Origin of the sequence: Microbacterium arborescens (assembly GCF_049707515.1) — a bacterium.
In the GTDB taxonomy this organism is placed as follows: Bacteria; Actinomycetota; Actinomycetes; order Actinomycetales; family Microbacteriaceae; genus Microbacterium; species Microbacterium arborescens_B.
The window spans coordinates 550,141-563,097 of the sequence record NZ_JBNAFI010000002.1 but is presented as its reverse complement, the minus strand read 5'-3'; the positions used below and the strand labels follow the sequence as shown (position 1 = coordinate 563,097).

The following is a 12,957-nucleotide window of genomic DNA, read 5'->3' as shown; positions in this document are numbered from 1 at the left end:
GGAGCATCAGCCATGACCCACTCCCTCCTTCCCACATCGATCGTCGGCAGCCTCCCCAAGCCGTCCTGGCTCGCCAAGCCCGAGGTCCTGTGGTCGCCGTGGGAGTTGAGCGGCGACACCCTCGCAGAGGGCAAGCAGGATGCCTTGCGCGCCGCGGCGCACGAACAGCACCGCCGCGGGCTCGACGTCATCAGCGACGGCGAGCAGACCCGCCAGCACTTCGTCACCACCTTCATCGAGCATCTCGACGGCGTCGATTTCGAGCGGCGCGAGACAGTGCGGATCCGTGACCGTTACGACGCGAGCGTGCCGACCGTCGTCGGCGCCGTGAGCCGCAGGCGCTCCGTCTTCGTCGACGACGCGGCCTTCCTCCGCCGGCACACCGATCAGCCCATCAAGTGGGCGCTCCCCGGCCCGATGACCATGATCGACACGCTCGCCGACCACCACTACCGCAGCCGCGAGAAGTTGGCGTGGGAGTTCGCGACGATCCTCAACCAGGAGGCGCGAGAGCTCGAGGCCGCCGGGGTCGACATCATCCAGTTCGACGAGCCGGCGTTCAACGTCTTCTTCGACGAGATGAGGGACTGGGGCGTCGCGGCGCTCGAGCGCGCCGCCGAAGGGCTCCGCGCGGAGACCGTCGTGCACATCTGCTACGGCTACGGCATCAAGGCCAACAACGACTGGAAGGCGACCCTCGGCTCCGAATGGCGGCAGTACGAGGAGTCGTTCCCGCTCCTGCAGCGCTCGAGCATCGACGTCGTCTCGCTCGAAAGCCATCACTCGCACGTGCCGATCGAGCTCATCGAGCTGATCCGCGGCAAGAAGGTGATGCTGGGGGCCATCGACGTGGCCGGCCACGAGGTCGAGACACCGGATGAGGTCGCCGACACGCTCCGTCGCGCCCTGCGGTTCGTCGACGCCGACAAGCTGATCCCGAGCACCAACTGCGGCATGGCGCCGCTGCCGCGGGCCGTCGCGTACGAGAAGCTCAGCGCCCTCGTCGCCGGCGCCGACATCGTGCGCGCCGAGCTCGCCTAGCTGTGCAGGCAGCACTCCGTCGGTGGTTCTCCGCGACTTCGGGCTGTCCCGAAATGTGCGACGCTCACACAGGTCGGCGGCGTCTCAGCTGGTTAGACTGAGCCGTCCGCGGGAGTGGTGGAATTGGCAGACACGCAGGATTTAGGTTCCTGTGCTTCACGGCGTGTGGGTTCAAGTCCCACCTTCCGCACGGATCGGGCGTTCGCCCGCCCTGGCGTCATCCTCTCCCGACGGGAAACTCGTGCATCAGATCGCCCTCATCCCCTGGCTCGACCCCGCCACCATCATCAGCGCGGCCGGCCCCTGGGCTCTGCTCGTGGTGTGCTTCATCATCTTCGCCGAGACCGGCCTGCTCGTCGGATTCCTCCTTCCGGGCGACACGCTGCTGATCATGGCCGGCCTGCTGTCGAACCCGGTCACGCACGCGCCGCACGGCGTCTTCGGCATCAACGTGTGGATCGTCGGGCTGCTGATCGGGCTCTCGGCCTTCCTCGGCGGTGAGGTCGGCTACGTCATCGGTCGCAAGGGCGGCCCCGCGGTCTTCGAGCGCAAGGAATCCGGTCTCTTCAGCCGCCGCAACGTCGAGCGCACGAACGCCTTCTTCGAGCGCTACGGCGGCGTGACCGTCATCCTCGCCCGATTCGTGCCGATCGTCCGCACCTTCGCGCCCGTCGCCGCGGGAGTGGGCAAGATGCCCTGGCACCGCTATTCGCTCTACAACCTCATCGGCGCCGTGCTGTGGGGCTTCGGCCTGACGATCCTCGGCTACCTCGTGAGCCTCATCCCGGGCGTCGGAGAATTCGTCGCAGAGTACATCGACGTGATCCTGCTCGTCGCGGTGGTCGGCACCGTCTTCTTCATCGTGTGGCACTACTTCGCCGAGAAGCGCAAGGCGAAAAAGGAGAAGGCCGCGGGACCCGACGACTACACCGACGCCGACGAGGCTCGCGAGCTGGTGCTCGACCCCGAGGTCTTCCACGAGCACGGCGGACACGCGCACCCGCACGGCCGTGCGCGCGGCGTGACGTCCGCGGGCGGCGAGGACCGCCCGGAGCCGCCGCGGCTCTGATCAGGAAGCCTTCGCGCTCTTCTTCGGGGCGGGCTTCTTCGCTGCCGGAGCCTTCTTCGCGGCCGTCTTCTTCGCCGGCGTCTTCTTCGCCGGTTCCGATGTCGTCTGATCGGCCTTGTCGTCCGGCGTCGAGTCCGACTCGTCGGCATCCGCCTTCTTCGACCCGCCGCGCGCCGCACGGCTGCGTTCGACGCTCGCGCGGAGGGCTTCCATGAGGTCGATGACCTCGCCGCCCTCCTTCTCCGCCTTCTCGCCGAAGGTCTCGGACGTGTCGAGCGCGTCGCCCTTCTCGAGCTTCGCGTCGATGAGCGTCCGCAGCTCCTCCTGGTACTCGTCGGTGAACGCCTCGGGGTCGAAGTCGCTCGAGAAGCTCTCGACGAGCGATGCCGACATCTCGAGCTCCTTCGCCGAGATGCGCACCGACTCGTCCAGGGCGGGGAACGCCGCCTCGCGCACCTCGTCGGCCCACAGCAGCGTCTGCAGCACGAGCATATCGCCGCGCACGCGCAGCGCCGCCAGCCGCGTCTTCTGCCGGAGCGAGAAGCGCACGATCGCGGTGCGGTCGGTCTGCTCGAGCGTCTTCCGCAGGAGCACGTACGACTTCGGCGACGAGGAGTCCGGCTCGAGGTAGTAGGCCTTGTCGAGGGTCAGCAAGTCGATCTGATCGCTCGGCACGAACTCGACGACGTCGATCTCGCGGCTGCGCTCGGAGGGCAGCGACGCGAGGTCGTCCTTCGTGAGCACGACCGTCTGGTCGCCGTCGTCGTACGCGCGATCGATGTCGGCGTACGGCACGACCTCGCCGTCGATCTCGCAGATGCGCTGATACCGGATGCGGCCCCCGTCGGCGTTGTGCACCTGGTGGAGGGGGACGTCGTGGTCCTCGGTCGCCGAATAGACCTTCACCGGCACGTTGACGAGCCCGAAGGTCAAGGCGCCTTTCCAGATCGATCTCATGCAGGCAGTACACACCGCAACCCCGCCGTGGCGCCAGCGGGTAGCGCAATACCCTGTCGGCATGGCAGGAGAACAGACGGTGCAGGTCGAGGGCCGCCGCCTGCGCCTGTCGAACCTCGACAAGGTGCTGTACCCGCGTACCGGCACGACCAAGGGCGAGGTCATCGACTACTTCTCCCGCATCGCCCCGCTGATGCTCCCCCACCTCGACCGCCGCCCGGTGACCCGGAAGCGCTGGCCCGAAGGCGTGGAGAAACCCGACTTCTTCGCCAAGGACCTCGAGCGGGGCGCCCCCTCCTGGCTCCCCCGGATGCCCATCGACCACTCCACCGGCGCGAAGGACTACCCCCTCGTCGAAGAGGTCGCCGCGCTCGTCTACCTCGCCCAGGTCGCGAGCCTCGAGCTGCACGTGCCGCAGTGGCGCTTCACCGACCTCGGCGAGCGCGGTGCGCCCGACCGGCTCGTCCTCGACCTCGACCCCGGTCCCGGCGTCGGACTCGCCGAGTGCGCCGTGGTGGCGCGGTGGGTGCGCGACATCCTGTCGGGCATGGGGATGGAACTCTTCCCGGTCACCAGCGGCAGCAAAGGCATCCACCTGTACGCGCCGCTGGCGGGCGCGCAGACGAGCGATCAGGCCTCGGCCCTCGCGAAGGAACTGGCACGCGCTCTCGAGGCCGACCATCCCGACCTGGTGATCAGCCAGATGAACCGCAGTGCCCGCGCCGGCAAGGTCTTCCTCGATTGGAGCCAGAACAACGGCTCGAAGACGACGATCGCGCCGTATTCGCTCCGCGGACGTGACGAACCCACCGTGGCGGCGCCGCGGACGTGGGACGAGCTCGACGACCCCCACCTCCGGCACCTGCGCTTGGACGAGATGCTGGGTCGTGCGGCCGAGGTCGGCGATCTGCTCGCCCCCCTCGCCCCGGCGCGGACGGCCCCGCTCGCTCCGTATCTGGCGAAGCGGTCGGCCGATCGGACGCCCGAGCCGATGCCCGCGGCCGTGTCGACCGGCACGGGGGACGCGGCGGGCGGGAAGTCTCGTTTCGTCATCCAGGAGCACCATGCCCGGCGCCTTCACTACGACCTGCGCCTCGAGCGCGACGGTGTGCTCATCAGCTGGGCGGTGCCGCGCGGCATACCCGAGAGCGCCGAGCGCAACCATCTCGCGGTGATGACCGAGCCGCACCCGATGGAGTACCTGACGTTCGCGGGCGAGATCCCCGCCGGCGAGTACGGCGCGGGGACGATGTCGATCTGGGACACCGGGGTCTACGACCTCGAGAAATGGCGCGACGACGAGATCATCTTCACCCTCCGCGGAACGGCGGGAGGCGCGGCCGCAGACGCGCGGCTCGTGCTCATCCGAACAAGCGGCGAGGGCGAGAAGTCGCAGTGGCTGCTGCACCGGATGAAGACGGATGCCGCGGCGACGCCAGCGGCGGCCGCGATGCCGGCGGCGGCGGAACCGGCAGCCGAACGCCCGGCGGGCTCGGCGTCGGACGCGACCGGCCCGGTGCCGCCGATGCTCGCCGTCTCCTCGTCACCCGGTCCTGCTCGGGCTTCGGCGCAGCGCTGGGGCTGGGTCGAGTTCAAGTGGGACGGAGTCCGAGCGATCGCGCACTGGGACGGCGAGCGGATGCGGCTGCACGCACGCAGCGGGACCGACATCACCGAGCGGTACCCCGAGCTCACCGGCAGCGACGCCGACCTGGGGCTCGGCGCGCTCCCGCTCGTCCTCGACGGGGAGATCGTCGCCCTCGACGACACCGGCCGGCCGAGCTTTCCGCTTCTGCAGAACCGGATGCACCTCGCCAAGCCCCGCGAGATCGTGCGCGAGCGCGAGCGCACCCCGGTCGACTTCTTCGTGTTCGATCTGCTCCGCCACGGCGAGCGGGACGTCACGGCCCTGCCGCTGCGGGAGCGACGGCGACTGCTCGAGTCGGCGACGGTCGAGGCTCGGGCCCCGCTCACCGTGCCGCCGGTCACCGACGACCTCGACGCGGCCCTCACCGTCGCACGCGAGCTCGACCTCGAGGGCGCCGTCGTGAAGGACCCGGCATCCCGCTACCGCGTCGGAGTCCGCTCCGACGAGTGGCTCAAGGTGAAGCTCACCCGGACGCAGGATGTCGTCGTCGGCGCCATCCGGCCCGGCAAGGGCTCGCGCCGGGGCGGCATCGGATCGCTGCTGCTCGGCATCCCGGACGACGACGGTGCGCTGCACTATGCCGGGCGCGTCGGCTCGGGATTCTCCGACGCCGAGCTCGAACGCCTGACCGCCGCTCTGGATCCGCTGCGCGTCGATGAGAACCCGTTCGTCGGCATCCCGCGCGCCGACGCTTCCGACGCCCTGTGGGTGCGTCCCGAGCTCGTCGGCGAGGTCGAGTTCGCCGAGTTCACGCCCGGCGGCATTCTGCGGCACGCCCGGTGGCGGGGCCTGCGCCCGGATCGCGTGCCCGCCGACGTCCGGCGCGAGTAGAGCGAGCGCCGCCGGACTCACCCCGCCGGACTCACGCCGCCGGACTCACACCGGCGGGTCCGTGCGGTCAGAGCGAGCGGAGCAGTTCGGTCAGGGCGACGAACGCCCGGGCGCGGTGCGATGCGGCGTTCTTCTCCGCGGCGGACCATTGCGCGACCGTCCGCGCGGGCTCGCCCTGCTCGTCGGGCACGAAGACGGGGTCGTACCCGAAACCGCCCTCACCGGCCGCCTCGGTGGCGAGCCGACCCGGCCAGACGCCCTCGACGACGTGCTCGGTGCCGCCGTCGACGAGAGCGATGACCGAGACGAACTGCGCCGTGCGGCGCGGATCGGCGATGTCGGAGAGCTGATCGAGCAGCAGTTCCGTGTTGGCCGCGGCATCCTTCTTGTGTCCCGCCCAGTACGCGGAGAAGGCGCCCGGCGCTCCCCCGAGGGCGTCGACGCAGATCCCGGAGTCGTCGGCGAGGGCCGGCAGCCCGGTGTGGGCTGCCGCGGCACGGGCCTTGATCAGTGCGTTCTCCGTGAAGGTGACACCGTCTTCGACGGGCTCGGGGCCGTCGTAGCCGATGACCTCGAGGTCGGGGCGGACCGACGCGACGATCGCGTGGAACTCCTCGATCTTGTGGGGATTGTGCGTCGCCAGGACGATGCGGCCGGTCATGCGAGCGTCGCGGCCTGGATGTCGCGCAGCTCGGCGCACCCGTTCACGCCGAGCTCGAGAAGGGCATCGAGCTCGCGCTTGTCGAAGGGGGCGCCCTCGGCGGTGCCCTGCACCTCGACGAAGAGGCCGCGGCCGGTGACGACGACGTTCATGTCGGTCTCGGCGCGGACGTCCTCGACGTAGGCGAGATCGAGCATGGGGGTGCCGTCGATGATGCCCACCGACACCGCCGAGACCGAGTCGACGAGGGGGACGGAGCGCTGCGCGATGAACTTCTGCGTGCGACCCCACTCGATCGCGTCGGCGAGGGCCACGTAGGCGCCGGTGATCGCCGCCGTCCGGGTGCCGCCGTCTGCCTGGAGCACGTCGCAGTCGATGACGATCGTGTTCTCGCCCAGCGCCTTGGTGTCGACGACGGCACGGAGCGCACGCCCGATCAGACGCGAGATCTCGTGCGTCCGCCCGCCGACCTTGCCCTTGATCGACTCGCGGTCGTTGCGGCTGTTGGTCGCGCGCGGCAGCATCGCGTACTCGGCGGTGACCCAGCCCTTGCCCTTGCCGGTCAGCCAGCGCGGAACGCCGTTGGTGAACGACGCGGTGCAGAGCACCTTCGTGCCGCCGAAGCTCACGAGGGCGGAACCCTCGGCGTGCGCGCTCCAGCCGCGCTCGATCGTCACGGTGCGGAGCTGGTCGGCGGTGCGCCCGTCGGCGCGCAGGGAGTCGGTCATGAGGGGGTCTCCGATCGGACGGCGGGTGTGGTCAGGATGCCGGTGGCGCGAGCTCGGGCAGCACGATCGCGCCCGTCTGCACGAGCCGCACCGAGGGGACGCCGCGGCCCATGAGCCGATCGGCGAGGGCGAGGAAGTCGTCGGCGGAATCGCCCGTCGCCTCGTAGACGTGATGCGGCACGGCGTCGTCGCTCGCGAGCAGCCCACCGGAGACGAGCTGACGGTAGACGTCCTTGGCGGTCTCCGAGTCGCTCGAGACGAGCGCGACGTCGGGGCCCATCACATAGCTGATCGCGCCCTCGAGGAAGGGGTAGTGGGTGCAGCCGAGCACGAGCGTGTCGACACCCGCGTCGCGAAGCGGCGCGAGGTACTCCTCGGCGACCGCGAGCACCTCCGGCGACTGCGTGATGCCCGCCTCCACGAACTCGACGAAGCGGGGGCAGGATGCCGCGAAGACCTCGAGCTTCTCGTTGACTTCGAGCATGTCCTGGTAGGCCCGGGAGGCGATGGTCCCGATCGTGCCGATGACACCGACGCGGCCGTTGCGCGTCGTCGAGATCGCGGCGCGGACCGCCGGGTTGATCACCTCGACGACCGGCACCTCATAGCGCTCGCGTGCGTCGCGCAGCAAGGCGGACGAGGCGGTGTTGCACGCGATGACGAGCATCTTCACGCCCTCGTCGACGAGCGTGTCGAGCACCTCGAGGCCGTAGCGGCGGACGTCGGCGATCGGCTTCGGCCCGTAGGGCGAATGAGCGGTGTCGCCGATGTACAGCAGCGACTCCCGCGGCAGCAGCTGCGAGACGGCCCGCGCCACGGTGAGCCCGCCGACGCCCGAGTCGAAGATTCCGATGGGCGCGTCGTTCACGATCATCGAGCCTACCTGGCGTCGCGGCCGCGGCATCCCGTGTCGGCGGCGGAATGCCGCGTCGCTACAGTGGCACTCATGGCCTCCAGCGCTCTGCTCACCGACCGTTACGAGATCACGATGCTGCAGGCCGCGCTGCGCGACGGCACGGCCGATCGGCGCTGCGTGTTCGAGGTCTTCGCCCGGCGCCTCTCGGGAGGGCGCCGCTTCGGCGTCGTCGCCGGCACCGGCCGACTGCTCGAAGAGATCGAGAGCTTCCGGTTCGGCGACGAGGAGCTGCGCTTCCTCCGCGATCACGGGTCGCTCGACGAGCGCACCCTCGCCTGGCTCGCCGACTACCGCTTCACCGGCACCATCACCGGATACCGCGAGGGCGAGCTGTACTTCCCCGGGTCGCCGGTGCTGACGGTCGAGGGCACCTTCGCCGAGGCGGTCGTGCTGGAGACCCTCGTGCTCAGCATCCTGAACTACGACTCCGCCGTCGCGACGGCGGCCGCGCGCATGGTGATCGCCGCCGGTGACCGACCGCTCGCCGAGATGGGCTCGCGTCGCGCGCATGAGCGCAGCGCTGTCGCTGCGGCCCGTGCCGCCCACATCGCCGGCTTCGGGGCGACGAGCAACCTCGAGGCCGGCCGCACGTGGGGCATCCCCACGATGGGAACGGCAGCCCACGCCTGGACCCTGCTCCACGACAGCGAGGAGCAGGCCTTCCAGAGCCAGATCGACGCGCTCGGCGTGGACACCACTCTGCTGATCGACACCTACGACATCACCGAGGGCGTCGCGACCGCGATCCGCGTCGCCGGCACCGGCCTCGGCGGCGTCCGGATCGACTCGGGAGACCTGCCCACCGTCGCCGCCGACGTCCGCGCGCAGCTCGACGGACTCGGAGCGCGCGACACCCGCATCACGGTGACGAGCGACCTCGACGAGTACGCGATCGCCGCCCTGGCGGCATCCCCTGTCGACGCGTACGGCGTCGGCACCTCCCTCGTGACCGGTTCGGGCACCCCCACAGCCGGAATGGTCTACAAGCTCGTCGCCCGGCAGAACGACGACGGCTCGTGGCTCTCGGTCGCGAAGGCATCCGCCGACAAGGTGTCGCACGGCGGACGGAAGTCGGCGTTCCGCGCCCTGAGCGGCGGCACCGCGGCGGAGGAGGTCGTGGTGGTCTCCGACGGGTTCGAGCCGCTCGACACCCCCGCAGAGCACCCCGATGCCCGTCCCCTGCAGACCGACCTGTACGTCGAGGGCCGCGCGATCGCCGCGTGGACCGGCGCCGCCGGCGTCCGAGCCGCGCGCGAGCACCACGCCCGCGTCATCGAGGAGATGCCCGTGCGAGCGCTGGCGCTCAGCCGATCCGAGCCCGCGATCCCCACCGTCTACCGCGAGGCCGACTGACTCGGCACGCTTTTCGCTAACCGACGACGTACCGACCACGCATCTTCTCGCTCAGTGCGCACCTTGCGCGGTGCGTGCTCAGCGCAAGGGTGCGTGCTCAGCGCGAGGGTGCGTTCCCGCGCGTCCGGGGCAAGCGACGACGCGTCAGCGCGTCATCGACTCGTAGATCTCCTTGCACGTCGGGCAGACCGGGAACTTCTCCGGGTCACGACCCGGCGTCCACTTCTTGCCGCACAGCGCACGCACCGGCTTGCCGGTCATGGCCGACTCGAGGATCTTGTCTTTCTTGACGTAGTGCGAGAACCGCTCGTGGTCGCCCGGTTCGATCGACTCCTCGCGGATGAGCTCTTCGAGCTCACGGTCGAGGGTCGCGAGACCGCCCTGGTCGGGGGAATCGAGAGGAGTGCTCATGCCGCGATTCTATCGGCGAACGGTCAGGTCGTCTCGGCGAACGCCATCAGCCGGTCGCCGCGCCGGTCGAACAGCGCTCCGCCGATGAGGATGCCCGCGGCGAGAACCACGACGCCGACGCCGACGCCCACGCCGAGCGCCCACCACTGCGCATCGGCTTCGCCCGACAGGTACCGCCACGCCCACCACAGCGCGGGCGAGGCCGCGATGAGTGCGCCGAACAGGACGGCGCCCTGGGCCAGCCCCCCGCCGGTTCGCTGCGGCTGCTGGAACGGGCTGTCACCGTGTCGGGCGACCGCGTAGGGCGCGATGACCGACGACAGTGACGAGAGTCCGAGCCCGCTGAAGAGCAGCGCTGAGCACACGCCGACCATTGCGGGGAGAGCCGCCCAGTCGCCGTGGATGCCGATGCCGAGAGGGATCGCGATCGCGAGCAGCGGCAGCGCCACGAGGAGCAGCGGGATGAGCCGTCCCGCACGATCGGAAGCGCCGCGAACGGCACTGGAGATGTGCAGCCAGATGGCCGAACCGTCGTACGCGAGGTCGTTGTGCACGACCCAGCCGAGGAACAGGGCGATGAGCGGGGCCGGGATCAGCGCTGCGATCTCGTGCGGGACCCCGACGATGACCAACGGCACCACCGCGACCACGGAGGCCACCGGGATGATCGCGACGTCGACGAGATAGCGGGGATCGCGCAGCCAGTAGACGAGCGATCGAGCGGCCACCGCTCCCCCAGGCGTCCCGGGCGTGACGGTGAACCAGCCCAGGCCCCGGCGCTCGCGCACCGACACGGGACGTTCGGTCTGCGTCAACATGCGCCGCACGATGAGCGTCCACACCGCGCCCAGCGCCACGACGGTGAGGATCGCGACGACGACGACCGCCGGCCGCGGGTCGAGCGGCAGGATCCACGCCGCGCCGATGGGCGTCACCGCGAGCGTCTCGACGGCGGAGAGGAGCGGCTGCGGGACCCCGTCGTCCCAGTCGAGGGACGCCAGGAACACCGCGACGGGGATGGCGATCACCGCCAGTCCGAGCAGCAGCAGCGTCGTCAGCTCGCGCGAACGCCGGTCGGCGAGGACGAGGGCTGCGGTCCCGAGCGCGACCCGGGCGAGCAACAGTTGGGTGGCCGCGACCAGTGCAGCCCCGAAGCCCGCGGCCACGGGATCGACGCCGTGCGCGACCCAGGTCAGGGCGACGACGACGGACACAGCGATCACCGACACCGACGGCAGGCTCAGCGGGATGGCGGCGGTTGTCGCGGCAGCGACCAGACGCCAGTCGCGCCCGGTCACGATGAACGCACGGGGGTCGAGGGGGTCGTGCATCGGCATGATGAGCGGCACGAGGGCGAAGCAGAGCGATACGGCGGATCCGCCGATGGCGAGCACGACGAGGGTGCTCGCGAGCGGCGCATCCTGCAGCCGCAGCAGCGCGAAGACGACGGCTGCGACGAACACGGCCGCGACCACGAGCGCCGTCAGAGCCCGGGCGCGATGGAAGCGGAGTGCTCCGACGAGCAGAGCCAGCCTCAGTCGGAGAACGTGTGCAACCATTCGAGGCCCTCCAGCGCGCTGGTTCCGCCGGCGAGCTCGAGGAACCTCTCCTCGAGCGTGCGACCATCGCGCACCTCGTCGACCGTGCCGGATGCGAGGATGCGGCCGCCGACGAGGACGGCGACGCCCGAACAGGCTCGCTGCACGAGCTCCATGCCGTGACTGGAGAGGATGACGGTGCCCCCGTGCGCGACGTATCTCTGCAGGATCTCGAGGATCACGGCGCTGGAGACGGGGTCGACCGACTCGAACGGCTCGTCGAGCACGAGCAGGCGGGGCGAGTGGATCATCGCACCCGCGAGCATGACCTTCTTCGTCATGCCGGCGGAGTAGTCCGAGACGCTGCGTCCGAGCGCGTCCGTCAGATCGAAGGCGGCGGCGAGGTCGGCGATGCGGTGCTCGACGACGGCGGGTTTGAGACCGCGCAGCACGCCGTAGTAGTACAGCAGCTGGCGCCCGGAGAGTCGGTCGAAGGTACGCAGCCGGTCGGGAAGCACTCCCATCCGTCGCTTCGCCCCTGCGGGATCGCGGCGGATGTCGATGCCGGCGATCTCGACCGAGCCCTCATCGGGCCGCAGCAGTCCGGTGATCATCGAGAGGGTCGTGGTCTTGCCCGCTCCGTTGGGTCCGACGAGGCCGTAGAACGAGCCCGCGGGGACCTCGAGGTCGATCCGGTCGACGGCGCGCGCGTCGCCGTAGGTCTTGGTGACGCCGCGGAGCCGGAGCGCCGGGGTGGCCGGGGCGTCCTCGCCCACCGATTCGCCGTCGTCGAGGCTGCTCTGAGTCGCGTGCGGCACAGCCGAGCTCAGGGGCGCGAGGACGTGCTCGTCCGCGGCAGCTGCCGACGCGGGATCGCGCTGCAGCTCGGGTTCGTGTTCGGGCGCGTACTCGGAATTGGGCTCGGGCGCGAGCGCGACCTCCGGCTCGGGCTCGGGCTCGGGCTCGGGCTCGGGCTCGGGCTCGGGCTCGAGCGTGGCTTCGAGCTCCGGCGCGAGCACGACCTCCGGCTCCGGCTCGGGCTCAGGCGTGGGTTCGACCTCCGGCGCGAGCTGGGGCTCCGGCGCGGCCGCGAAGTCCGGCTGCGGCTGCAGTTCGCCCTCGCGTTCCGGCTCCGACGCAGAATCGGCGTCGGGGTCCGTCTCGCGTTCGGGCGCGAGTTCGGCTTCGGGCTCCGTGTCCACCGACTCGGACGCGGCCATCGGCTCGTGATCCGACGGGTCCGGCGGTCGGGTCTCCGGCGCGGAGGTGGACTCGAGTGCCGCCTGCTGCGCTCCGTCATCCGGTCCGGAGCGGTCCGGCTCGAGCTCCGACGGCTGGGGCTCATCCGCCGCTGAGACGAATGCGGCCGCGGCGACCGCGGCCGGGATCTCCGGGAGCGGCGGTGTCGGCGCTGTCGACGTCGGACGCGGGGCGCGCGATGCCGCGGTCGAGCGCGGCTTGCGCGGGGTCTTCGTCGCCCCCGATGATCCCGACCCGCGCGGCTTGCGCGGCTTCGGCGGCGTCTTCTTCGGCGGGGCCGATACCTCGTCGGGGGGCTGCGGAACAGGGGGCGCGGTCACAGCGAGCTCGGCCGCCACGACATCCGCGGGGATGCCGGGCAGAGGCGGCAAAGACGTGTCGACAGGCGACGGAACACGCTGCTCGTCCTGGGGGGCGGGTGAGTCGTCTGTCACCCCCCAAACCTATCAAGGGGCCCGTGCGCGGCGCGGCGCGGAGTCATCGAGCATCGGCCGACACAGGGATACCACCAAGGTCACGAAAGCACAACGCCTCGGGGTGTCCG

Annotated in this window: 11 protein-coding genes and 1 tRNA gene; 5 read left to right on the top strand and 7 right to left on the bottom strand. The window is 70.7% G+C overall.

Translation table 11 applies throughout. The annotated features are described in order from the left end of the window. Positions 1 to 12 precede the first annotated feature (12 nt). From ACPYN5_RS06670 to ACPYN5_RS06660, 3 genes are all read left to right on the top strand, one after another. Positions 13 to 1,041 (top strand): methionine synthase, encoded by a 1,029-nt coding sequence (locus ACPYN5_RS06670; protein WP_424448189.1) that lies wholly within the window; start codon positions 13 to 15, stop codon positions 1,039 to 1,041. A gap of 108 nt (positions 1,042 to 1,149) precedes the next feature. After that, positions 1,150 to 1,231: transfer RNA gene (locus ACPYN5_RS06665), tRNA-Leu, on the top strand. A 51-nt stretch (positions 1,232 to 1,282) separates the two neighbouring features. Next, entirely contained in the window at positions 1,283 to 2,110 is an 828-nt protein-coding gene (locus ACPYN5_RS06660) for a DedA family protein (RefSeq protein ID WP_424448188.1), read from the top strand. Here the strand turns inward: ACPYN5_RS06660 and ku are convergent, their stop codons facing one another. Further along, positions 2,111 to 3,067, bottom strand: coding sequence for a non-homologous end joining protein Ku (gene ku, locus ACPYN5_RS06655; RefSeq protein ID WP_424448187.1), 957 nt, complete (start codon positions 3,065 to 3,067; stop codon positions 2,111 to 2,113). Positions 3,068 to 3,128: 61 nt separating this feature from the next. On the opposite strand from ku, the gene ACPYN5_RS06650 reads away from it, so the two are divergent. After that, positions 3,129 to 5,546 (top strand): ATP-dependent DNA ligase, encoded by a 2,418-nt coding sequence (locus ACPYN5_RS06650; protein WP_424448186.1) that lies wholly within the window; start codon positions 3,129 to 3,131, stop codon positions 5,544 to 5,546. Positions 5,547 to 5,613: 67 nt separating this feature from the next. Here ACPYN5_RS06650 and rdgB read toward each other — a convergent pair whose 3' ends face one another. The 3 genes from rdgB to murI are packed head-to-tail and all read right to left on the bottom strand — an operon-like array spanning position 5,614 to position 7,803. Beyond that, a complete protein-coding gene (gene rdgB / locus ACPYN5_RS06645) occupies positions 5,614 to 6,207 on the bottom strand; it encodes an RdgB/HAM1 family non-canonical purine NTP pyrophosphatase (RefSeq protein WP_424448185.1) in 594 nt (197 codons plus the stop codon). After that, positions 6,204 to 6,935 (bottom strand): ribonuclease PH, encoded by a 732-nt coding sequence (gene rph / locus ACPYN5_RS06640; protein WP_424448184.1) that lies wholly within the window; start codon positions 6,933 to 6,935, stop codon positions 6,204 to 6,206. Before rph ends, rdgB begins: the two co-directional genes overlap by 4 nt. Positions 6,936 to 6,966: 31 nt before the next feature. Further along, entirely contained in the window at positions 6,967 to 7,803 is an 837-nt protein-coding gene (gene murI / locus ACPYN5_RS06635; RefSeq protein WP_424448183.1) for a glutamate racemase, read from the bottom strand. Positions 7,804 to 7,881: 78 nt separating this feature from the next. On the opposite strand from murI, the gene ACPYN5_RS06630 reads away from it, so the two are divergent. Beyond that, positions 7,882 to 9,204 carry a nicotinate phosphoribosyltransferase gene (locus tag ACPYN5_RS06630; RefSeq protein WP_424448182.1) on the top strand — a complete coding sequence of 441 codons (1,323 nt, stop codon included), beginning with the start codon at positions 7,882 to 7,884 and terminating at the stop codon, positions 9,202 to 9,204. Positions 9,205 to 9,348: 144 nt separating this feature from the next. Here ACPYN5_RS06630 and ACPYN5_RS06625 read toward each other — a convergent pair whose 3' ends face one another. The 3 genes from ACPYN5_RS06625 to ACPYN5_RS06615 are packed head-to-tail and all read right to left on the bottom strand — an operon-like array spanning position 9,349 to position 12,847. Further along, positions 9,349 to 9,615 (bottom strand): DUF3039 domain-containing protein, encoded by a 267-nt coding sequence (locus ACPYN5_RS06625; protein WP_424448181.1) that lies wholly within the window; start codon positions 9,613 to 9,615, stop codon positions 9,349 to 9,351. A gap of 23 nt (positions 9,616 to 9,638) precedes the next feature. After that, the gene (locus ACPYN5_RS06620; RefSeq protein WP_424448180.1) at positions 9,639 to 11,174 is read right to left on the bottom strand and encodes a hypothetical protein; all 1,536 of its coding nucleotides are present in this window, start codon (positions 11,172 to 11,174) and stop codon (positions 9,639 to 9,641) included. Next, positions 11,150 to 12,847 (bottom strand): ABC transporter ATP-binding protein, encoded by a 1,698-nt coding sequence (locus ACPYN5_RS06615; protein WP_424448179.1) that lies wholly within the window; start codon positions 12,845 to 12,847, stop codon positions 11,150 to 11,152. Before ACPYN5_RS06615 ends, ACPYN5_RS06620 begins: the two co-directional genes overlap by 25 nt. Positions 12,848 to 12,957: the final 110 nt, after the last annotated feature.